The organism is Streptomyces sp. NPDC090108, assembly GCF_044747185.1.
Classification (GTDB): Bacteria; Actinomycetota; Actinomycetes; order Streptomycetales; family Streptomycetaceae; genus Streptomyces.
In genome coordinates, this window is the sequence record NZ_JBIVDQ010000002.1 from 928,498 (window position 1) to 949,984 (window position 21,487).

Consider the following 21,487-nt stretch of genomic DNA (forward strand, 5'->3'; position numbering starts at 1 on the left):
CCGCGTTCCCCCGACGCTACGACCGCCGGCCCGGATACACCAGTCGCGCAGGTCGCGCCGCGTGTCAGGGGCTCCGAGGAGGCTCCGGGAGGCCCTGCGGGGCTCCGGGACGGGATCTGGAGGGCGAGGGCTTCCGGGGGGCCGTCCGGCAGCCCACGGGCCGCCGGGCGGCCCGGCCGGACCCGGAGCGGGCCGCCCGGAGGCGCTGGGCGAGCATGTGTTCGGCACACCACGTGCCGAACACATGCTCGACTCACTGCCGGTCCCGGTCCCGCCGGTGCCGGTTCGTGCCGGTGCCGCTCAGCAGGCGCCCTCGTCCTGCCACGGGCCCCAGTCCGTGCCGGTGGGCACCTCGTTCTGGGTCCACCACTTGGCCTTCCAGTTGTGGTGGTTGTACGACGCCTCGTCCCCGCTCGTGTACACCGCCGTCGAGCTCCAGGCCGCCTTGCAGCCGGTGCCCGGCGGGGTCGGGGTCGGAGTCGGCGTGGGGGTGGAGGTGGGCGGGGTGGCGCCGGCGAACTTCACCGAGTACTTGGCGAAGTCCCACGCGTTCTGGGCCACGCTGGAGCAGGTGCCGGAGGTGCGCCCGCCGTTGTCGGCCGGTGAGCACTGGCGGTCACGGTTCAACGCCCAGAACGTGAACCTGTCCATGCTGTGGCTGGTCGCGTAGTCCAGCACGGTCTGGAAGTCGGCCTGGGAGAAGTACTCGCCGCTGTCGCTGCGGCCGTTCATGCCCGAGAAGCCCTCGTGGGCGTACGCGGTGGCCTGGTCCCAGCCGAAGGTGGATTGGAGGATCGCGTTGAAGGCGGTCAGCGCGCTCGTCTGGCTCGCCGCCCCGCTGAAGCCGCCGTCGAAGGGCATGATGGAGAAGTTGTTCGGCGTGAAGCCCTGCGACTTGGCCTCCAGCAGCATCTGCTTGCCGAACCAGCCCGTGCCGTCCGCGGTGCCGGCCGTGGTCACCGAGACGTACAGGCCCGGGTTGTTCTGCTGCAGGATCTTCGCGGCGCCGATCTCGTTGTGGACGGCCGCGGTGTTCTCGTACTCCGGCTCCTCCAGGTCGAAGTCGATGGCGTGCAGGCCGTACTTGGTGACGACCTGCTGGTACGCCGCCGCCGTGGCGGCCGGGTCGGAGCAGGCCTGGCCGAGCTTGGTGCCGCCGTAACCGCCGATGGAGACGGAGACGTCACCGCCCTTGGCGCGGATCGCGCTGATGACCGACTGTACGGCGGTGTCGGAGGAGACGGGGGCCGTTCCTCCCCAAGTCGGCGAGCAGCCACCTCCGTTGGGGGCGAGGACGAAGGCCAGCTGGAAGGCCTTGAGGCCGGTGGCGTCCATGATGGCGCCGGCGTCCGGCGGGTCGTTGTCCAGCGGCATCAGGTAAGGGGCCGCCGCGTACCAGCGGTTGCTCAGCGCGCCGGCGGCGCCCGAGGCGTTGCCGGCGACGAACGCGGTCGTAGCGGCCGCGGCCAGCCCGACGGCCACGGCCGCTCCCAGGCATGCGCGAAGACGTCTCACTGCGTTCTCCAGGGGTGTGGGGGTGGGGAGTCGGCCCAGCGTCCGGGAGTTGTCGCAGTCACGTCAATGACTTGGTCTAGTCCAAAGGATTCCGTTGGCCTGGACCATAACGTCTCTTTACCCGGCCCGCGGGGCGGTCGGTCGCGGGCCGTGGACACCCTCTGGGCTCCGCGAAGTGCCGATGTCCACGGACCCGTGGCGGGCCGCCCCCGGTCTGCGGCACCCTTGACAGTGTGCGTACTGTTTCGCGACGTTTGAGCAGTGGGGCACGGCGGGGATCCGCAGACATCGAACGGCAGGACGCGCCCGGCGCGTCATGGGGGGAGCGGTCGCCCATGCGATCCATGAGCCATGAAGCATCCACCTCACCAACGCGTGCCGCGTCCGGCACACCACGAGCGAAGTCCGCGGAAGGGCGGTCGAACTGAGGTGGAGATAACCATCCACAGACCCGGGGACCTCACCTCGGCGCTGCGCGGAGCCTGGCACCGGGCGATGGACGAGTCGCCCGAGTACGCCAATCCGTTCCTCGCGCCGGAGTTCACCATGGGGGTCGGCAGGTACCGCGGCGGGACGCGCATCGCGATCCTGCGGGAGGGCGGCGAACCGGTCGGCTTCCTGCCGTACGAGCGCAGCCCGTTCGGCATCGGCAGGGCGGTCGGACTCGGACTGTCCGACTGCCAGGCCCTGGTGCACCGCCCCGGAGTCACCTGGGACACGCAGCAACTGCTGCGGTCCTGCGGGCTGAGCATCTTCGAGTTCGACCATCTCGTCCAGGAGCAGCGGCCGTTCGCCCCGTTCGTCACCGGCACCTTCGCCTCGCCGGTGATCGACGTCAAGCCCGGCGACGGAACGTACGCCGAGTGGCTGCGCGGCACCTACCCCGGGCTCGCCAAGACGACGCTGAAGAAGGAGCGCCGGCTCGGCCGGGACATCGGCGAGGTGCGCTTCGTGTTCGACGAGCGCGATCCGCGCGTGCTGCACACCCTCATGCGGTGGAAGTCCGCCCAGTACCGCCGCACGGGCCGCATGGACCGCTTCTCGCGGCCCTGGATCGTCGATCTCGTGGACCACCTCTTCCATGTCCGCGAGGAGCACTTCACCGGCGTCCTGTCCGTGCTCTACGCCGGGGACCGTCCTGTCGCCGCCCACTTCGGACCCCGCTCCAGTACGGTCCTGGCCGCCTGGTTCACCGCGTACGACCCCGAACTGCACTACTACTCACCGGGGTTGATGATGCACCTGCGCACCGCGGAGGCGGCCGCCCGGCACGGTGTGACCCTGGTCGACCTCGGCCGCGGCGACAAGGAGTACAAGGACTGGCTCAAGACCCGGGAGCTGCGGGTCGGAGAGGGCTTCGCCGCCCGCACCCACCCTGTGGCCCTCGCCCAGCGGCTCTGGCGCCGCCCCGTCCGCGGTCTGCGCAACACGGTCCTCGCCCACCCCGAGCTGCGCGAGCCCGCCGACCGGCTGCTCAGGACGATGGGCCGGATCCGTACCCAGGGCGCGGGTGCGGCCTCCCGGGAGGGCCGGCGGGAGGAGTGAGCGAGACGGGGTGAGCGGTGTCGGGTGAGCGGGGCCGGAGGCGTGCGACACGGCTCACCTTGAGACTGGAAACCGATCGGTTTACGCTGGAGGGAAACCGATCGGTTTCACCTGTCTGGAGATCTGCCGTGACCACACTGAAGAACGCCGTCGTACTCGTCACCGGTGGCAGCCGGGGCCTCGGAAAGGCGCTGGTGGAGGAGCTCTTCGCCCGGGGCGCCGGCAAGGTCTACGCCACCGCGCGCGACCCCCGGACGATCACCCACCCGGACGTCGTGCCGCTGGCCCTGGAGGTCACCGACCCGGACTCGGTGGCCGCCGTGGCCGCGCAGGCACCGGACGTGACCGTTCTGATCAACAACGCCGGCGTCGCGACCGGCTCCCGCCTGCTCACCTCGCCGCTGGACGACGTCCGCCGCGAGTTCGAGATCAACTACTACGGCCCGCTGCTGATGACCCGCGCCTTCGCCCCGGTCATCGAGGCCAACGGCGGCGGCCACATCCTCAACGTCCACTCCGTCCTGTCCTGGCTCGCCAACGGCAGCGGCTACAGCTCCAGCAAGGCCGCCATGTGGTCGCAGACCAACAGCCTCCGGCTGGAGCTGCGGCCCCGGGGCATCCACGTCACCGGCCTGCACATGGGATACGTCGACACCGACATGACCGCCACCGTCGACGCGCCGAAGGCCGACGCCCACGACATCGCCGTGGCCGCCCTCGACGGGATCGAGGCCGGAGCGGACGAGGTGCTGGGCGACGACATGACCCGCCGGGTGAAGTCGGCCCTCTCGCGCGACGTGGCCGCGATGTACGAGCAGGCGGCCGCCTGACGCCCGGGCCGCCTGACGCCCAGGGCCGCCGGATGCCGCCGCTATCCTGCGCGCATGGCGATCATCACGGGGGAGTCGGACGCCCAACTGGCCCTGAGGGCCGCACGGTCGGGCGCGGAGGTGGTCCGCGCTCTGTACGGCGGGCCGCTCGCGCGTTTCGAGAAGCAGGCCGGCGACTTCGCGACGGAGGCCGACCTCGCCGCGGAGGAGGCCGTCCTCGGGGTCCTGCGCGCGGCCCGGCCCGGCGACGCCGTGACGGGCGAGGAGAGCGGGCACACCGGCGCGGCCGCCGCACACCGCCGGTGGCTGGTCGACCCGCTGTGCGGAACGCTCAACTACGACGCGCGCACCATGCTCGTCGGAGTCAACGTGGCCCTGAGCGTGCGGGGTTCGGTCACGGCCGCGGCCACCGCGGACCCGTTCAGCGGCGAGGTCTTCTGGACCGACGGGGAGCGGGCCCGTGTCCGCGACGGCGACCTGGACCGAGAACTCACCCCCTCGCCGGGCTCCGCGCTGGTCGACGTCAACCTCGATCCGCCGTTCCCCAACGCGCCGGGCTTCCGGGCCGTGACGCTGCTCGCCGACCCGGAGTTCGTCCGGCGTTTCCGGCCGCGGGTGGTGTCCACGACCCTCGCCGTCGCCTGGGTGGCCGCCGGCCGCAGGGCCGCCTACGTCACCGACGGCGATCTGCGGGACAGCGTGCACTTCGCCGCCGGGATCGCCCTGTGCCGCGCCGCGGGATGCGTGGTGACCGACCTCCATGGCCGGCCCCCGCACAGCGGTGCCGGCGGGCTGATCGCGGCGGCCGACCAGGAGACCCACGCGGCACTCGTCGCCATGGTGAGGAGCCAGAGCGGGGCGGGATGAGCCCGCGTCCGTCGGGCGCCGTCGCGGCGGGCTTCCCGAACGGCGTACCAGCGCAGGCGCCGCACGGCCGTTGCCCGTGTGATGGAAGAGTTCCATCGTCAACCAGTGAGGCAACCCATGCGTATGCGCAGCTTTGCTACTACGGCCGTTCTCGCCGGTGCCCTTGCCCTGACGGGTACCACGGCGGCCCACGCGGTCGACCCCGACCCGGTGACCGGTGTCGCCACGGGCAGCCCGGGCATCCTCTCGGGCGATGTCATCCAGGTTCCGATCCACATCCCGGTCAACCTGTGCGGCAACACCGTCGACATCATCGCCCTGCTGAACCCGGCGGCCGGAAACGCCTGCGTCAACAGCGGCTGACGTCACCTCTGTGTGCCGGCCCCTCTCGCGGGGGGCCGGCACACGGCTGTCCGGGCGACGTTCCCGAAGGCCGCCGGTCCTGGGGGCTACACCGGGCGCCGGAACAGGGCCGTCCACAGGAACGGGCGCCCGAACAGCTCCGAGTCCTCGGGCTCCTCCCGCATCGGCCGCATCTCCACCTCCGTCAGGTCGGAGAAGATCCAGCGCAGCGACTCGGCGGAGTAGGCGAGACCGCCCTGGAGCCCGGAGCCGCCGTAGAGGTCCGCGTCCGGGGCGTCGGAACCCATCCGCCCCGCCGCGAAGCAGGTCAGCGCGAAGTGACCGCCCGGGGCCAGCACCCGCTCCAGCAGAGCCAGATAGCTGACGCGCCGGTGCGGCGGCAGATGGTGGAAGCAGCCCGAGTCGTAGACCAGATCGTAGGGACCGCGGAGCGTGTCGGTGGTCAGGGCGAACGCGTCACCGCGGTGGAAGCGCACGCCGGCCCCCGCGTCCCGGGCCCGTTCCTCGCCCCAGGAGATCGCCGCCGGGGACAGGTCGACCGCGTCCACCTCGAAGCCCCGCGACGCCAGGTGCAGCGCGTTGCGGCCCGGACCGCAGCCCAGGTCGAGTGCCCGGCCGGGGGCGATCAGCCCCCGCTCCAGGCAGGAGGCCAGGTTCTCGTCCGGCTTCGCCGCGAAGAACGGCACCGGCCTGGACCGGTCGTCGTAGAAGCGGTCCCACCAGGCGGCCGCGTCACCGGTCCACCGGTCCTGTTCCGGCGCGAACAGCCCGTCGAGAAGCCGGAGTACGTCCTCCACGGTGCGTATGTTCCGCTCCACCTGACCTCCAGCGCTGAGCCGATCTACGGCACGGGAATCTCCCGCCCGAACCCTAGAGTTTCTTCGTCCTCGGCGGTCCGGGACAGGCCGGAACAGCTGTCGCCGGGAGCCGGGAACACGGGTCTCAGAGGGTGGCGTCGAGGTCCTGGGCGTAGTGCTCGATGGCTCGCCGGTACCGGCGGACGTCGCGGTCCTCACTGGTGGTGGCGAGCAGGGTGAGAAGGATCCGCATGGCTTCGTGGTGATCGCCGGTGTTGAACAGGGCCATGGCGAGGAAGCTCCGCAGGGCGCCGTCGTCGGGAAACTCCGCCACGGCCTGGCGGAGCGTGCCCACCGCCTCGGTGTACCGGCCGAGGACCCGGTAGGTGCTGCCCAGGCCCAGGAGGGCTCCACGGCGGTCCTCCTCCGACAGCCCGGTCCGGCCGAGGCCGCGCTCGTAGAAGGGGACGGCTTCGGCCTCCAGGCCCAGCACGTCATGGGCCCAGGCGGTCTGGTAGGCCACTTCGGCGTCTTCGGGGTGCTCCGCGGCCAGTTCCAGCAGGTGTTGACGGGCACGCTCAGGGTGCCCGTCCTGGCGGAGCCGAACAGCCGCGGCCAGGAGTTCGTCTCTGCTCTGTTCACTCATGCGCACATGGTCGCAGGACACACCGCACCCGACCCCGGCCTCCGGTTCTGCCCGGCGCGGACCGGGTCCGGTCGGAACCCGTCTAGTCCAGGCGTCCGACCGGTCCGGCGTCCGCGCCCCGTCCGGTCCGGCGTCCGTCCGGTCCGGCGTCCGGGCGTCCGTCCGGTCCGGCCTCCGGGAATCCGTCCGGTCCGGGCCGGAGCGCCGCGAAGCCGCCCCGGCCGGACCCGCGGCGTGCGCTAGCGTCCCGTCGGCGCCGGTTCCGCCTCGGGGGCGGTCGTACGACGACGGCGGCGCAGGATCAGGCGCCTGGCGGGGCTCTCCACCGCCTCGTACAGCACCCACGACAGCGCGAGGGAGAGCGCGAAGGCGGTCGCGGTGACCGCGAGCCCCGCGAGCAGCCCGAAGTGCGGCTTGGTGCCGAGCAGACTCGTGCCCGCGCGCAGGACCAGCAGGTGGATCATGTAGAAGGCGAACGACAGCTCGCCCAGCCGTACCAGCCGCCGGTGCCGCCACATCGACGGCAGACCGTTCAGGTCGGCGAGGGCCGCCGCCGGGATGAGGGCGGTGAACCCCGCGAGCGTGCAGACGGTCGCCGGGTATCCGGGCGTCACCTGCGGGACGAAGAAGTAGCCGAGGACGGCCAGGGCCAGCGCGGCCTCCAGCCCCGGCCCGCGCCACCGGTCGAGCAGCACCAGCCGGGCCGTGACCGCGCCGAGGACGAACTCGGGCAGGCGCGCCGCCGGCAGGGAGTACAGCGACTGGCCCACCCAGTGATGGGCGTCCGCCCAGGCCAGGACGAGGACCGCCGCCACCGACAGGGCCCCCAGCGCCGCCGCGCCCCGCGCGCCGAGCCTGCGCAGCAGCAGGATCAGCGCGGGGAACGCCGCGTAGAAGAACGCCTCGCAGGCCAGGGACCAGCTCACCGGGTTCAGGGTCTGCCACCAGGGATGCCACCAGGAGTGCACCAGCGCGATGTTGGCCAGCGCCTGCTTGGGCGTCGGCGGCTTCGCCTGGCGGCTGAGGACGTACGCCATGACGAGCGCCACGACGAGGGTCGCCAGGTGCACCGGATAGACCCGGGCGATGCGCCGCCGCCAGAACGCGAACGCGCGGTCGCGCGGCCGTGCGGACCAGGTCAGCACGAATCCGGAGAGCACGAAGAAGAACGAGACACCGGTGGCACCGGCTCCGAATCCCCAGGTCACGATGCGGCCGGCGCCGCCGCCGAAGTAGCCGAAGTTGTGGACGTGGAGTCCGAAGACCAGGAGCGCCGCCATCCAGCGCAGGCCCGTCAGGGACGGCAGGGACGGCATCGGGGAGGGCGGAGAGGACGAGGAGGAGGCCGCGTCGGTCCGCGAGGGCGGCGTCCGGGTGGTCCGGGTCGTCGCCGTGGTCATCGAATCACCTGCCGCAGGAGGTTGGCGTGGGGCATGAAGGGGAACGTTGCCCGTTCGCCCCCTCTCATTCACGTCGCGCGGGAAACGTCACACTGCTGCCGAACGACGCAACCCCTCCCATGCCACGGATGGCCCGCCCTTGTGCACCCTTACGAGTGAGGGCCTGCCCCGGGTCCCGGTGCGGGCGGCGGCCCGACGCGCCGCGTCCGCCCCGCCTCGCATCATGGACACGGCCCTCAGGTGCTGAGAGCATGCCCGATCATGAGCCAGAGCCCGCGGGTGAGGCCCGCCGTCCCCGGGGACTACGACCGCATCATCGCCGTCGCGGACGAGTGGTGGGAGCGGCCGATCAGCTCGGTGCTGCCCCGGCTGTACCTGGACCACTTCCACCGCACGAGTCTGATCGCCGAGGACGAGGACGGCCTGGCGGGATTCCTCGTCGGGCTGCTCTCCCCCTCCGCGCCCGACGCCGCCTACATCCACTTCGCCGGTGTGTCGCCGTCGCGCCGGGGCGCAGGGCTGGGGCGCCGCCTCTACCACCGGTTCTTCGACCTGGCCGCGGCCGAGGGCCGCGCCCGGGTCGCGGCCGTCACCTCGCCGCAGAACCGGCGCTCCATCGCCTTCCACACGGCGATGGGGTTCACGGTCACCGGACCCGTCCCGGACTACGACGGGCCGGGCGTCGAACGGACCGTCTTCCAGCGCCGGCTGCCGACCCGGTGACCGGCGCCCACCGACCGGCGCCCACCCGGTGACCGGGTCCCTCCCGACGGCCGGCGCCCACCCGTTCGGTGGACTTCCCGGCCCGGCACGCGGCCGGGAGGACCGTGCCGCTCGATGATGCGTGCACAAGCAAACGCAGACGCGCGCAGACGGGCACGGACCGGGACGGCAGGTCACGGGACGAACACAGAACCACCTGGTTCGTTTTCTTGAATCATTCGTGTTTACGGGGGTAGGTTCGGCCTATGACGTCATCCCCGCCCCCGACCACCGCCGAGGAGTTGCGCGGTGCCGGTCTGCGTGTGACGGCGGCCCGCGTCGCGATGCTGGAGACCGTCCGGGACGGTGATCACCTCGGGGTCGAGGCGATCGCCTCCGGCGTCCGCGACCGCGTGGGCCATATTTCCCTGCAAGCTGTCTACGAAGCCCTGCACGCGCTCTCCGCTGCGGGTCTGATACGCCGGATCGAGCCGGCGGGGAGTCCCGCCCGGTTCGAGGGACGCGTCGGCGACAACCACCACCACGCCGTCTGCCGGTCGTGCGGCGTCGTCGCCGACGTCGACTGCGCGGTCGGCCGCGCACCCTGCCTGACGGCGTCCGACGACCGCGGTTTCTCGATCGACGAGGCCGAGGTCGTCTACTGGGGCACCTGCCCCGACTGTTCCACCGGCCGCAGTTCCTGAGCACACATTTCCGTTCGCTTCGGAAGGATTGCCATGACTGACAACACCGACCCGGTCATTGCTGAAGGAAAGAACGAGGGCGCGGGAGGCTGCCCCGTCGCACATGGGAGCACCCTGCACCCCACCCTCGCCGGCGGCAATGACCACTGGTGGCCCGAGCAGCTCAATCTGAAGGTCCTCGCCAAGGACCAGCCCGTGGCCAACCCGCTCGGCGCGGACTTCGACTACGCCGAAGCCTTCCTGAGTCTCGACCTGCCGGCGGTCAAGCGGGACATCGCGGAGGTGCTCACGACCTCCAAGGACTGGTGGCCCGCCGACTTCGGGCACTACGGCCCGTTCATGATCCGCATGGCGTGGCACAGCGCCGGCACCTACCGGATCCGGGACGGACGCGGTGGCGGCGGTACCGGCCAGCAGCGTTTCGCCCCTCTGAACAGCTGGCCGGACAACGCCAACCTGGACAAGGCGCGCCGGCTGCTGTGGCCGGTGAAGAAGAAGTACGGCAAGAACCTTTCCTGGGCCGACCTCATCATCCTCACGGGCAACGTGGCCCTGGAGACGATGGGCTTCAAGACCTTCGGCTTCGGCGGCGGCCGCGTCGACGCGTGGGAGCCCGACGCCGACGTCTACTGGGGTCCCGAGACCACGTGGCTCGCCGACGAGCGCTACTCCGGCGACCGTGAGCTCGAGGAGCCGCTGGCCGCCGTCCAGATGGGCCTGATCTACGTCAACCCCGAAGGCCCCAACGGCAATCCGGACCCGATCGCCGCCGCCCGCGACATCCGCGAGACGTTCCGCCGGATGGCGATGAACGACGAGGAGACCGTCGCCCTCATCGCCGGCGGCCACACCTTCGGCAAGACCCACGGCGCCGGCCCGGCCGAGGACGTCGGTCCCGACCCGATGGACTCGCCGATGGAGCAGCAGGGCCTCGGCTGGAAGAACTCCTTCGGCACCGGCAAGGGCCCCGACGCCATCACCTCCGGACTGGAGGTCACCTGGAACAACACCCCGATCGAGTGGGGCAACGGCTTCTTCGACAACCTCTTCGGCTACGACTGGGAGCTCACCGAGAGCCCCGCCGGAGCCAAGCAGTGGACGCCGAAGGACGGCGCCGGCGCGGGCACGGTACCCGCCGCCTTCGGCGACGGACGGATCGCGCCGTCCATGCTCACGACGGACCTCTCGCTGCGCTTCGACCCGATCTACGAGCCGATCGCGCGCCGCTTCCACGAGAACCCCGAGGAGTTCGCGGACGCCTTCGCCCGCGCCTGGTACAAGCTGACCCACCGCGACATGGGCCCGAAGTCGCTGCTCCTCGGCCCCGAGGTGCCGGCGGAGACCCTGCTGTGGCAGGACCCGCTGCCGGAGCGCGACCACGAGCTGATCGACGCCACCGACGCCGGGAACCTCAAGGCCAAGGTCCTGGACTCGGGCCTGACCGTGCCGCAGCTGATCAGCACCGCCTGGGCGTCCGCGTCCACCTACCGCGGCAGCGACAAGCGCGGCGGCTCCAACGGCGGCCGCATCCGCCTGGAGCCCCAGCGCAACTGGGAGGTCAACGACCCCGACCAGCTCGCGCTGGTGCTGCGCACCCTCGAGGGCATCCAGCAGGAGTTCAACGCCTCCTCCGGCGCCCGCAAGGTCTCTCTGGCCGACCTCGTGGTCCTCGGTGGCGCCGCCGCCGTGGAGAAGGCCGCCAAGGACGCCGGGTTCCCGGTCGAGGTGCCATTCACCCCGGGCCGCGTCGACGCGAGCCAGGCGGAGACCGACATCGAGTCCTTCGACGCCCTGGAGCCCGTCGCGGACGGCTTCCGCAACTACCTCGGCAAGGGCAACCCGGCCCGCGCCGAGTACCTGCTGGTCGACCGTGCGAACCTGCTCACCCTGAGCGCCCCCGAGACGACCGTCCTCCTCGGCGGTCTGCGTGTCCTCGGCGCGAACTACGACCAGTCCCCGCTCGGCGTCCTCACCGAGACGCCCGGCAGGCTGACGAACGACTTCTTCGTCAACCTGCTGGACCTGGACACGGAGTGGCAGAGCGTCGCCGGGGAGCAGGGCACGTTCGAGGCCCGCGACGGTGCCGACGGCGCGGTCAAGTGGACCGCCACCCGTGCCGACCTCGTCTTCGGCGCGAACGCCGAGCTGCGTGCCGTAGCGGAGTTCTACGGCAGCGACGACGCGAAGGAGAAGTTCGTGCACGACTTCGTCGCCGCGTGGGACAAGGTCATGAACCTCGGCCGGTTCGACCTCGCCTGAGCGGATCCCGCCGAACGTCCGGCCCGGGCCCCGCGAGGGTCCGGGCCGGACGCCGTCCGCCGCCCTTTGCCGCCGCCCGCCGGCCGGCCGGATCTGCGCCCGCGCGGACCGGGGTGCACGATGGTGGGGTGACGCCCGCGGGCCGGGTCCGCGCACCCGCCCCGACGGCGCCCGACGCCCGTGGCGCACCACGCGCGGGCCGTGCCGGGCGCCGCCGCGGGGGCTGTGCGTGGGCCGCCGGTCCGCCAGGTCACCGGGATCCGACCCGGACCTTCCGGATCCCCGTCCGGTTCTTCCTTCCGGATGCCGAGCGGGGCAGCACGTCACGGCGTGCCGCCCCAGGCGGGCGAGAGGAGGCGGCGGCCGATGCATCGGACACCTCCGACGACGGTCACCCCGGTACGGCTGTGGCGCTGGCGGCGCAACCCGCTGCGGCGGCACAGCGACATCGTCGAGGCCTGGGTCGTGCTCACCGCCTGGATCCTCGCCGTGCTGGGAGGCGTCGCCGCGGGCTGGGCCGCCGCGCACGCCGTGGAATCCGGGCTCGCCGCCCGCCGGGCCCACGTGCACGCCGTGTCCGCCGTCCTCGCCGACGCCGCGCCGAGGACCCCGCCCCCGGGCAGCGGCTACGACGACGGCCGGGTCTGGGCCACCGTGCGCTGGACCTCCCCGGACGGCACCGTGCGCACGGACCGGGCCAAGGTCCTCGCCGGCGCCCCCGCGGGCAGCCCCGTCACCGTCTGGACGGACGGCAGCGGCCGTACCGTGCACGCGCCCGACTCCGCGGGCGAGGCGATGCTCCAGACCGTGCTGACCGGCACCCTCGTCGCCCAGCTCGGCGGAGCGACCGTCTGGGCCGGGGGATGGGTGCTGCGCACCACGCTGGTCCGCCGGCGGCTGGCCGAGTGGGACGCCGAGTGGCGGAAGGTCGGCCCGGAGTGGCGCAACCTGAGCGGCGGCAGAGGCTGACCCTCCTGGGCCTCAGGAGCGCAGCGCCTCGAAGGCCAGGCGGCCGGCGGCACCGATCGCGAGGTCGATGTCCGGTGCCTGGGCCGCCCGCCGGTCCGCGCGGGTCAGCGCGGCCAGGGCGATCCGGTCCCCGGAGTCGGCCTCGACCACACCGATCTCGTGCCGCAGATGCAGGAACGAACCCGTCTTGCCGCTGAACCGCAGGCTGTCCGCGCGCAGTTCGGCCGCCAGACGGTGGGTGAAGACCTGGTGCCCCATCAGCCTCCGCAGCTCGGCGGTGACCCGCGGTCCGGAGATGTCGTCCCGCCACACCCGCTCCAGCAGGGCCACGAGGCCCGCCGCCGTCCCCGCGTTGGCGTGGACCGGGTCGAGGGACGTGATCGTGTGCCGTCCCGCCCGTTCGTCGCGGACCGCCAGCTCCAGGGCGAGGGAGAAGTCGTCACCGGCGGCGCCCGCGGCGCACGCGTACATGTGGTCCATGCGGTGCCGCACCCGGATGCCCTCGCAGCCCCAGGCGCGCAGCCGCGCGTCCACGTCCTCGGCCGGCACCAGGCCGAGGAGCGCGTCCGCGGCCGCGTTGTCGCTCACCGAGAGCATGAGCAGCAGCAGGTCGCCGACCGCCACCGTGGCCGGGTGCCGGAACGCGGCGAGCCCGGTGGGGCCGACGCCGCTCGCGGCCGGGTCGACGGTCACCGGACGGGCCGGGTCGAGTTCCCCGGTGGCCACCCGGTCCAGCACGACGAGCGCGAGCGGCACCTTGACCACGGAGGCCAGCGGTACCGGCTCCGCCGCGTCGAAGCCGAGCTGCTCGCCCGTGTCGATGTTCCGGGCCAGGAAGGAGCCCCGGACACCGAGCGCCGCCCAGTCCCGCGCGATCGTCCCGGCCACGTCGTGCAGGGCGCCGTCCCCGGCGACGTACGCGGGCCGGCGGTCCGCCTCCCCGCTCATCCGCGTGCCGCCGGTCGCGCCGCAGCACTCTCGCGTTTTCCCCCGGGGACCGCCGGGACCGCCGGGTCTGCTGGGTCTGCTGGGTCTGCCGGGTCCGCAAGGCCCGCTGGTTCCGCAAGGCCCCCAAGGTCTGCTGGTTCCGCAAGGTCTGCTGGGCCCGCCGGGTCTGCCAGGTCGCCGGCGGCGCCGCCCGGGGCGCCCGCCGCCGCGGCCAGGGACGGCACCAGCCAGCCGGGCACCGCCGCCGTACCGTTCGGGCGTGTGGTGGCCCCGACCGCGTATCCGCGGTGCAGTGACGGGTCGGCGAGGCGGACCCAGCGCGCTCCGTGCTGCCGGGCGAAGGGCTCCGCGCACAGCAGCGCCGCGCGCCCGGCCAGGACCTCGGCGAGCGCGGCGGCGGCCGGTCCGGCCGGGCGCGCCAGTCCCTCCGGCAGGCCCGCCCGGGCCAGGGCGCGGGCCAGCCGGTCCCGCGCGTACGGCACCTCGTCCTCCGCCAGGGTCAGCACCGGCAACGGAACCGGCGGAGCGCCCGCTCTCCGCGCGTCCGGCGGTCCGCCCCGCCGCGGCCGGAGGTCCTCCAGGTGCAGAGCGCGGCCCCGGCCGGAGCGCCCCGCCGCACCCGGTGCCGGATCCCCGTCCCCCCAGGGCGCCGACGCCAGGCCCAGCGGCACCCGGAACTCCGCCTCCTCGGGAGGCAGACGCCGCAGGGCGTAGGCGAGAGAACCGTCCGAGAGGCCCATGTCCCGCTCGTGCGGCGGAAGTTCACTCACGGTCAGGGTGATCCCGTGCTCGGCGCCGGCCCGGATCACCCGTGCCAGCGCCGCGGGCACACAGTCCGCCGGCACCCCCACGAGCCGTACCCGCGCCCGCCGGGCCGACCGCGCGGCCTGTTCCAGCCGCTGGGCACGGTCCAACACGTCCCGCGCGTACGGCAGCAGGAGCAGCCCGAGTTCCGTCGTGGCGACCTGGCGTCGCGAACGGTCGAACAGCAGGCCGCCGAACCGCTCCTCCAGCGTCTTGATCCGGCGGCTCAGCAACGGCTGGGCGATGCCCATCCGGTCGGCCGCGCGCGAGAAGTTCGCCTCGTCCACGGTCATGACGTAGGCCTCGAGATGCGCGAGGAGATCCATCCAGCAGTCATACCAATGAGTTATGGAGCAAGTGAAGTTCCCTCTTGGACATGGATCGGGCCGTGCTGCTTCGCTGTCCCCGTCGAAGATCCGCAGAGCCGACGTACACGAGCCGGGAGATTCCGCACATGACCGCACCCACCCCTCTGCCGCGCCGCCGCCTCCTCAGGACCGGCCTGGCCCTCACCGCCGCGGCGGCGGCCGTCCCCGTCCTCGGCGCGTCGTCCGCGTCCGCCGCGCCGCGCGCCTCCCGCGGCGCGGGGCGGGCCGACGTGGGCGCCGAGCTGGCCGCACTCGAACAGCGCTACGGCGCGCGCCTCGGCGTCTACGCCCGCAACACCCGCACGGGCCGGTTCGCCGCCCACCGCGCGGGGGAGCGGTTCGCGATGTGCTCCACGTTCAAGGTGTTCGCCTCCGCGGCCGTCCTGCGCGACGGGGGCGGCTGCGCACCACTGGACCGGGTGATCCACTACCCGGCGGCGGACATCCTGCCGAACTCCCCGAGGACCGCGGAGCACGTCGGCACCGGCATGAGCGTCGGCGATCTGTGCGCCGCCGCGATCCAGTACAGCGACAACACCGCCGGCAACCTGCTGCTCCGCCAGATCGGCGGCCCCGCCGGTCTCACCGCGTTCCTGCGCACCCTCGGGGACGACGTGAGCCGGCTCGACCGCTGGGAGACGGAGCTGAACCAGGCCCTCCCCGGAGACCCGCGCGACACCACCACCCCCGAGGCCGCCGCCGCGGACCTGGAGCGGGTGACGCTGGGACGGGCCCTGGACCGTGCCGGGCGCGAGCAGCTCCTCACCTGGATGAAGGGCAACACCACCAGCGCGGAGCGGTTCGGCAGGGGGCTGCCGCCGGGCTGGGTCCTCGCCGACAAGACCGGCACCGGCGACTACGCCACCGCGAACGACATCGGTGTCGCGTGGACCACCCGGAAGACGCCCGTGGTGCTGGTGGTGCTGTCCACCAAGCCCGCCCGGGACGCCGCCGTCGACAACGCGCTCATCGCCGACGCGGCGGGCGTCCTGGCCCGCGCGGTCGCCCCGGGCGAGTAGTCCGGCACGGTCGGTGACCTGGGGATTTCTTGTACATGTACGGCTTCCCAGTACCGGCAGTAACATGATCATCTTGGCCTGGGTTACCAGTCAGTCAACCAGGTGCCGGCCCCGATGGGGCGCGCCTTGCCCGGAGATGCCATGTCTACTGCCGACGACGCGTTGGAAAACACGCGTTCCACCTATGAACAGCACGTGCGGACCTGCCGCCAGTGCCATGCCGACACCACGCCCTGTGCCGTGGCCAAGCATCTCCTGCGACTTCACAACCAGGCCCGCAGAGACCATCTGCGCACCTCGGGACGCTAGGGAGCGTCTCCCCGGTCTCCGCGGGCCCGCGACGCCCGGCCCGGCACCTCGCCGCACGGCCGAACCGTCCACGTACGACCGGTACGAGGGCGGTCCGGCCGCACGCCGAGGCACCGCACCGGACACCGCGGCCTGATCCTCGAAGATCGAAGAGGCGCCCTCCAGGGCGAGTCCGGCGCCCGCCCGGGGCGGGGCGGGCCGCCGTGCTCATCGGGTCCGAGCGGCCCCTCGGCGGCGACAGGAGCCGGTCAGAGCGGGGGTGCCTCGCACAGGTCGACCAGTGATTCGGCGATCCGCGCTCCCGCGGAGACGGCGCCGTCCTGTCCGGGGAACACCCGCCCCCAGGCCCGCGCCCGTCCCAGGGCGCCGAGGCGCCACGCGAGACTCATCGCGCGCCGCAGCTCCCCGGTGGTCCGCCCCGGCCCGGTCCACGGCTCCAGATAGGCGTCGCGCAGACGGGCCACGACCGCGTCCCCGTGGCGTTCACGGGCCCGCATGGCCGGGATCCGCAGACTGCAGAACGGGTGCGAGACGACGGCGTCGCCCCAGTCGAAGAAGGTGTACCGGCCCGGTGCCGGGCTGAACAGCTGCCCCTCGTGCAGATCCGCGTGGTCGAGGGAGTCGGGAACGCCCACGGCGGCGAGCTCGGCGCACCAGTCGGCCACGCGCGGTCCGAGCGCGACGAGGCGCGCCCGCTCCTCCGTGCTGAGGGACGTGTTCCCGTCCAGCAACTCGTCGAAGCACAGCATCAGTTCCGCGGTCCTGATCCGCTGCACGCCCAGCTCCGCGAGGGCGTCGGCGTGCGGTACCAGCGCCACCTGCATGGTCGCGTACCGCCTGAGCAGGTCCTCCCAGGCGTCCGGACCGGCCGCGTCCCGTTCGAGTACGTCCTTGAAGAGGTCCCCGCCGTCGGGCAGCAGCGACCAGCCGCGCGCGGCGTCGACCGCCAGCGGTTCCAGCACGTGCTCCGGCACCCAGCGCGCCAGCGCCGCCGTCAGCGGTGCCTCGAACGCGCTCGCCGGCGGATTCGCCTTGAACCACACGGCCCCGCGTCCGGCCACCGGCACCCGTACCAGCACCGACCACGGCCGCAGCCGCACCCGCAGCGGACCGGACGTGCGCAGCCCGTGTCCGGCGAGACGGTCCGCCACCCAGCCGAGCGCGTCGGACCGCCAGCTCTCCTGCTCCCAAGGCGTGATCGTGTCCGGGTACTGTCCCCGGTCCACGATCGGCGCCGCATTGTCTGACATCCGGTCATTCCAGCATGGTGAAACGGCACCTGACCAGCGAATTCCGCCATGCCTCGGGGGAGTTGCGGGTCAGCGCACCGGGAAGCCGAAGGAGTAGCCCTGCTGCTTCAGCCGGGGGAGCACGGTGCTCAGGGCCGCCACGGTCTGCGAACGGTCGCCGCCGGCGTCGTGGAAGAGCAGCGTGGGTCCGTTGTGCAGTTCGCTCTCCACCGTCGCGACGATGGTCCCGGTCCCGGGCCGCTCGAAGTCCTTGGAGTCCACGTTCCAGCCGAGCGGACGCATGCCGTGCGAGGCCGCGAGGTGCCGGCTGTACGGGGTGAACGCGCCGCCCGGGGCGCGGTAGTACATCGGCCGTACGCCCCCGGAGGCCCGGGTGATCTGGCGGGCGGCGTCCAGGATCTGCTGGGACTGGTATGCCTCGGACTTGGAGTCCATGGCGGTGTCGTGGGACACGGTGTGGTCGCACAGCCGGTGCCCGGCCGCCACCACCTGCCTGACCAGATCCGGGTGCGCCTCGGCCTGGGGGCCGACCATGCAGAACGTCGCCTTCACGCCGTTCGCCCGCAGGACGCGCAGCACCTGCGGGGTCCAGACCGGGTCCGGGCCGTCGTCGATGGTGATGTTCACGGCCCGGGCGCCGCCCTCGGAGGCGTGGGCGATCGTGGCCTGCACCGGTGCGGTCCGCGGGGCGGCCGGGTGTGCGGACGCCCCGCCGCGGGAACCCTCGACGGGTCCCGCCTGCGCGGTCCACACGGAGGTGGCCGCGGCCAGTGCCGTCACTCCGACCGCCGCCGCGATCATTCGGCCGTGCCATCCGCGCCCGCTGTGCCGTGCCATGTCCGCCCCGTTCTCCGCTGTCCGATGGGTGCTTGTGCATCTGTCAGGACGGCGGGGGAGCGTCCGGGGCTCCCGCTGTTACCGATCAAGGACAATTCCGGGCTGCTTCCCGGACACCATCACGGCGCGGCTGTGGCCGTCGGTGGCGGGAGGCATGTTCCGGGGCACGGGAGGTGACGTACCGTCAGGTCCTACTCGTCCGGGTCCCAGGCGCTGAGCCGGTCGAAGATCTGCCGGTCGCCGTCGGTCTCCAGGGAGTCGAACGGGATGCGGCCGTGCAGGACGAGGACCAGCTCGTCGGCTGTTCCCCGGGCGGAGACGGAGGTGGAGACCGGGTCGGGGTCCTGGCCGGCGGCGGTGGCCGAGAGGGTGCCCGGCCCGGGGAGGCGGGTGCTGCGTGCGCCGTCGCCGTCGAGGGTGAGGCGCCAGGAGCGGCCCTCGGAGGCGTGGAAGTCGATCGCGGCGGGCTTGTGCGGCCACGCACTTGTCGTGGTGACGCAGGTGGACAGGAACTCGTCGATGCCGTCGAGCGCGATCTCCTCCGGCAGTGGCTGCGGCGCACCTGCGGTGATCTGGGCGTCGTAGGTGTGCACCGCCATCTGCTGGAGCTGATGCCGGGCCACGGCACCGGTGGTGTGCGGCGACTGCAGCGTCTCCCACCACGCCCAGCAGCCACGGTCCGGGCCGGCCTTCCGCAGCGCGTCCACGAGTTGCTCCGTGGACTCCGCCAGCCAGGCGAGCAGGGCCTCGCGATCCCGGGGCGCGGCCGGGGCGCCCTCCGCCGTCGACTTGGCCGGAGCGGGTCCGGCGGCGACGGTGGCGGCCCAGTCGCGGCGCCCCTCGCCGATGTGCTCCGCCAGATCGAACAGCGTCCACTCGGGGCAGGTCGGCACCTGCACGTCGAGGCTGGGGGCGGAGGCGACCGCGGCGCGGAAGGCGGTCGACCGTTCGTCGATCAGGTGCAGCAGAACAGGGAACTCGAGTGTCATCGTCACGCCGAATCCCTATCACCGCGTTCCGGCGCTCGGACAGCGGTTTTCACGGCCCTCCTCGCGGGCGGATGCCGGGCGGGACCAACTCTCGTTCACATTCATGAACTTGGCTCACGTGGGTGTACATGCGTGACGCGGCCGTGCAACGCTCGACCAACTCCCGCTCAGAGCAGTCAAGTTGGAAGGAGACCGGTCCGATGGACCTTTCCCGACGTGCCGTTCTGACCACGGCCGCCGGCGCCGCGGCGCTGTACGCGACACCCGCGACGACCGCCCACGCGACACCCGCGACGACCGCCCACGCGGCCTCCGGACCGTCCGCCCACGCGGCGGCCGAGCGGACGGCGTCCGCGGAGAGCGCCCGCACCCCGGCGGACACCGTGCGGACGCTCCGCTCCGCCGCCGACTACGCGGTCGGGAAGCTGCGGACCGTCGCCCCCGGCGTGACCGCCTTCCCCACCGGCACGAAGGCCGAGAAGTGGGTGTACTCCCAGAACGGCGACTGGGTCGGCGGATTCTGGCCCGGCACCCTCTGGATGGCCTGGCTCCACAGCGGCGACGACACCTTCCGCACCCTGGCGCTCGACTCGGCGCGCGGACTCGCACCCCGCCAGTACGACACCACCACCCACGACCTGGGCTTCCTCTTCTCCCCCTCCTGGGTCACCGCCTGGCGCCTCACCGGTGACGACACCTGGCGCACGGGCGCCCTGCACGCCGCCGACTCGCTCAGCCGCCGGTACAACCCGGCCGGCCGCTTCATCAGGGCCTGGGGAGCGCTGGACGACCCGAACAACGCCGGCCGCGTGATCATGGACACGATGATGAACCTCGATCTGCTGGCCTTCGCGAGCGAGCAGACCGGCGACGCCCGCTACCTCGACATCGCCGCGGCGCACGCCGGGACGGTACGGCGCACCTTCCCGCGTCCGGACGGATCGACCCCGCACGTGTACGACTTCGACCCCGTGACCGGCGCGCCCGTCGGCCCCGGAACCGTCCAGGGATACAGCCCCACCTCGTGCTGGTCGCGCGGACAGGCCTGGGGCATCTACGGCTTCACCACGATCCACCGGCGCACCGGCAGCCCGGAGTTCCTCGCGACGGCACGCGCGCTCGCCGACTACGCGCTCGGCGCGCTCACCCCCGACCACGTTCCCGTATGGGACTACCGCGCGCCGCAGCAGCCGTACGACGTGAAGGACGCCTCCGCCGGGGCGATCATGGCCTGCGGTCTGCTCGACCTCGCCGCGGCGGCCGGCCACCCGCCGTACCGGGACGCGGCCCTGCGCATCCTGACCGCCCTGGCCGACACCTGCCTGACGCGCCACTCCACGCGCGCCCAGGCCGTCGTCGCCCGCTGCACGCGCAACCGGCCCGCCGAGGACGGTGTCGAGATCTCCCTCCCCTACGCGGACTACTACCTGCTGGAGGGCATCCTGCGCGTGCTGCGTCCGGGGGACGTCGACCGCGCGATCGACCTGTCCACCCGGGCCGGCTCCTGACCGCTACGGCGTCCGCGCGCGTGTCCGGGTCCGTACCGCGGCACGGGTGCGGACGAGCGCGGGGCTGCGGCGTCCGTCAGCGGCCGTAGCGGCGGTCGCGGGCGGCGTACGAACGCAGGGCCCGCAGCAGGTCGATCTCCCGGAACGCCGGCCAGAGCACGTCCACGAAGTGCACCTCCGCGTACGCCGACTGCCACAGCAGGAAGCCCGACAGGCGCTGTTCGCCCGAGGTGCGGATGATGAAGTCGGTGTCGTGCCCGGCCGGCGAGTACAGGTTGTCGGTGATGTGCTCCAGGTCGAACTCCGCCGCCAGGTCCCGGGGATCGCCGCCCGCGCCGATGTGCTGGTCGAACGCGGCCCTGACCGCGTCGACGATCTCGCGCCGGCCGCCGTAGCCGACGGCGACGTCGACCTTGAGCCCGCCGCGGCCGTGCGTGCTCGCGGCGGCCTCCTTCAGGACCCGGGCCGTGTTCCCGGGCAGCAGGTCCAGCGCGCCGATGATCTCGATGTGCCAGGGCTCCTGCGGGGCGCAGACGCGCTGGACGGTCTCCTCGATTATGTCGAGCAGCGGGCCCAGTTCGGCGGCCGGCCGGTGCAGGTTGTCGTCGGACAGCATCCACAGCGTCACGTGACTGATGCCGGCGTCGGAACACCAGTGCAGGAAGTCCGTCACCTTCGCGCCGCCGACACGGTAGCCCTCGCGCACGTCCTGATGGCCGGCGTCCCGCGCCCAACGCCGGTTGCCGTCCAGCATGATCGCCACGTGCCGGGGTCGGGGCAGCCCGTCCAGCTTGCGGTTCAGGCGTCGCACGTACACCGCTTCCAACGCCGCACGCAAGGCTTTCCACGCCACGCCGA

The 21,487-nt window shown here is 72.8% G+C and carries 20 protein-coding genes; 10 read left to right on the forward strand and 10 right to left on the reverse strand.

Annotated elements, in window-relative coordinates; translation table 11 throughout:
• Positions 1 to 300 precede the first annotated feature (300 nt).
• Positions 301 to 1,515: a carbohydrate-binding protein gene (locus tag ACIPRD_RS09150; protein WP_401561463.1), complete on the reverse strand. Its 1,215-nt coding sequence runs from the start codon at positions 1,513 to 1,515 to the stop codon at positions 301 to 303.
• Positions 1,516 to 1,944: 429 nt separating this feature from the next.
• Between ACIPRD_RS09150 and ACIPRD_RS09155 the strand changes: the two genes are divergently transcribed.
• From ACIPRD_RS09155 to ACIPRD_RS09170, 4 genes are all read left to right on the forward strand, one after another.
• Positions 1,945 to 3,060, forward strand: a complete 1,116-nt coding sequence (locus ACIPRD_RS09155) for a GNAT family N-acetyltransferase (RefSeq protein ID WP_401561466.1) — start codon at positions 1,945 to 1,947, stop codon at positions 3,058 to 3,060.
• Between the two features lie 128 nt (positions 3,061 to 3,188).
• Entirely contained in the window at positions 3,189 to 3,890 is a 702-nt protein-coding gene (locus tag ACIPRD_RS09160) for an SDR family oxidoreductase (protein ID WP_401561467.1), read from the forward strand.
• Between the two features lie 54 nt (positions 3,891 to 3,944).
• Positions 3,945 to 4,757 carry an inositol monophosphatase family protein gene (locus ACIPRD_RS09165; RefSeq protein ID WP_401561469.1) on the forward strand — a complete coding sequence of 271 codons (813 nt, stop codon included), beginning with the start codon at positions 3,945 to 3,947 and terminating at the stop codon, positions 4,755 to 4,757.
• 117 nt (positions 4,758 to 4,874) lie between these two features.
• Entirely contained in the window at positions 4,875 to 5,120 is a 246-nt protein-coding gene (locus ACIPRD_RS09170; RefSeq protein WP_401561472.1) for a chaplin, read from the forward strand.
• A gap of 86 nt (positions 5,121 to 5,206) precedes the next feature.
• Here the strand turns inward: ACIPRD_RS09170 and ACIPRD_RS09175 are convergent, their stop codons facing one another.
• The 3 genes from ACIPRD_RS09175 to ACIPRD_RS09185 form a co-directional block, all read right to left on the reverse strand.
• Positions 5,207 to 5,938, reverse strand: coding sequence for a class I SAM-dependent methyltransferase (locus ACIPRD_RS09175; protein WP_356405035.1), 732 nt, complete (start codon positions 5,936 to 5,938; stop codon positions 5,207 to 5,209).
• 124 nt (positions 5,939 to 6,062) lie between these two features.
• Positions 6,063 to 6,563, reverse strand: a complete 501-nt coding sequence (locus ACIPRD_RS09180) for a tetratricopeptide repeat protein (RefSeq protein ID WP_356405037.1) — start codon at positions 6,561 to 6,563, stop codon at positions 6,063 to 6,065.
• Between the two features lie 239 nt (positions 6,564 to 6,802).
• On the reverse strand, positions 6,803 to 7,963 hold the full coding sequence (locus ACIPRD_RS09185) for an acyltransferase family protein (RefSeq protein WP_401561476.1): 1,161 nt from the start codon (positions 7,961 to 7,963) through the stop codon (positions 6,803 to 6,805).
• Between the two features lie 261 nt (positions 7,964 to 8,224).
• On the opposite strand from ACIPRD_RS09185, the gene ACIPRD_RS09190 reads away from it, so the two are divergent.
• From ACIPRD_RS09190 to ACIPRD_RS09205, 4 genes are all read left to right on the forward strand, one after another.
• The gene (locus ACIPRD_RS09190) at positions 8,225 to 8,686 is read left to right on the forward strand and encodes a GNAT family N-acetyltransferase (protein WP_356405041.1); all 462 of its coding nucleotides are present in this window, start codon (positions 8,225 to 8,227) and stop codon (positions 8,684 to 8,686) included.
• 245 nt (positions 8,687 to 8,931) lie between these two features.
• Positions 8,932 to 9,369: a Fur family transcriptional regulator gene (locus ACIPRD_RS09195; protein WP_356405043.1), complete on the forward strand. Its 438-nt coding sequence runs from the start codon at positions 8,932 to 8,934 to the stop codon at positions 9,367 to 9,369.
• Between the two features lie 33 nt (positions 9,370 to 9,402).
• Positions 9,403 to 11,628 (forward strand): catalase/peroxidase HPI, encoded by a 2,226-nt coding sequence (gene katG, locus ACIPRD_RS09200; RefSeq protein WP_356405045.1) that lies wholly within the window; start codon positions 9,403 to 9,405, stop codon positions 11,626 to 11,628.
• A 366-nt stretch (positions 11,629 to 11,994) separates the two neighbouring features.
• Positions 11,995 to 12,597: a hypothetical protein gene (locus ACIPRD_RS09205; RefSeq protein ID WP_356405047.1), complete on the forward strand. Its 603-nt coding sequence runs from the start codon at positions 11,995 to 11,997 to the stop codon at positions 12,595 to 12,597.
• Positions 12,598 to 12,609: 12 nt separating this feature from the next.
• Here the strand turns inward: ACIPRD_RS09205 and ACIPRD_RS09210 are convergent, their stop codons facing one another.
• Together ACIPRD_RS09210 and ACIPRD_RS09215 are read right to left on the reverse strand one after the other, a co-directional pair.
• A complete protein-coding gene (locus ACIPRD_RS09210) occupies positions 12,610 to 13,545 on the reverse strand; it encodes a serine hydrolase (RefSeq protein WP_401561481.1) in 936 nt (311 codons plus the stop codon).
• Positions 13,542 to 14,675, reverse strand: coding sequence for a LysR family transcriptional regulator (locus ACIPRD_RS09215; RefSeq protein WP_401561483.1), 1,134 nt, complete (start codon positions 14,673 to 14,675; stop codon positions 13,542 to 13,544). Before ACIPRD_RS09215 ends, ACIPRD_RS09210 begins: the two co-directional genes overlap by 4 nt.
• Positions 14,676 to 14,803: 128 nt before the next feature.
• Between ACIPRD_RS09215 and bla the strand changes: the two genes are divergently transcribed.
• The gene (gene bla, locus ACIPRD_RS09220) at positions 14,804 to 15,736 is read left to right on the forward strand and encodes a class A beta-lactamase (protein WP_356405053.1); all 933 of its coding nucleotides are present in this window, start codon (positions 14,804 to 14,806) and stop codon (positions 15,734 to 15,736) included.
• A gap of 557 nt (positions 15,737 to 16,293) precedes the next feature.
• Here bla and ACIPRD_RS09225 read toward each other — a convergent pair.
• The 3 genes from ACIPRD_RS09225 to ACIPRD_RS09235 form a co-directional block, all read right to left on the reverse strand.
• On the reverse strand, positions 16,294 to 17,295 hold the full coding sequence (locus ACIPRD_RS09225) for an aminoglycoside phosphotransferase family protein (protein WP_356405055.1): 1,002 nt from the start codon (positions 17,293 to 17,295) through the stop codon (positions 16,294 to 16,296).
• A 69-nt stretch (positions 17,296 to 17,364) separates the two neighbouring features.
• Positions 17,365 to 18,132, reverse strand: coding sequence for a polysaccharide deacetylase family protein (locus ACIPRD_RS09230; RefSeq protein WP_356405076.1), 768 nt, complete (start codon positions 18,130 to 18,132; stop codon positions 17,365 to 17,367).
• 191 nt (positions 18,133 to 18,323) lie between these two features.
• Positions 18,324 to 19,127 (reverse strand): maleylpyruvate isomerase family mycothiol-dependent enzyme, encoded by an 804-nt coding sequence (locus ACIPRD_RS09235; RefSeq protein WP_401561486.1) that lies wholly within the window; start codon positions 19,125 to 19,127, stop codon positions 18,324 to 18,326.
• Between the two features lie 194 nt (positions 19,128 to 19,321).
• On the opposite strand from ACIPRD_RS09235, the gene ACIPRD_RS09240 reads away from it, so the two are divergent.
• Positions 19,322 to 20,629, forward strand: coding sequence for a glucuronyl hydrolase (locus tag ACIPRD_RS09240; RefSeq protein WP_401561489.1), 1,308 nt, complete (start codon positions 19,322 to 19,324; stop codon positions 20,627 to 20,629).
• Between the two features lie 76 nt (positions 20,630 to 20,705).
• Here ACIPRD_RS09240 and ACIPRD_RS09245 read toward each other — a convergent pair whose 3' ends face one another.
• Complete coding sequence (locus ACIPRD_RS09245) at positions 20,706 to 21,482, reverse strand: isoprenyl transferase (RefSeq protein ID WP_356405080.1); 777 nt, start codon at positions 21,480 to 21,482, stop codon at positions 20,706 to 20,708.
• Between the last annotated feature and the right edge of the window lie 5 nt (positions 21,483 to 21,487).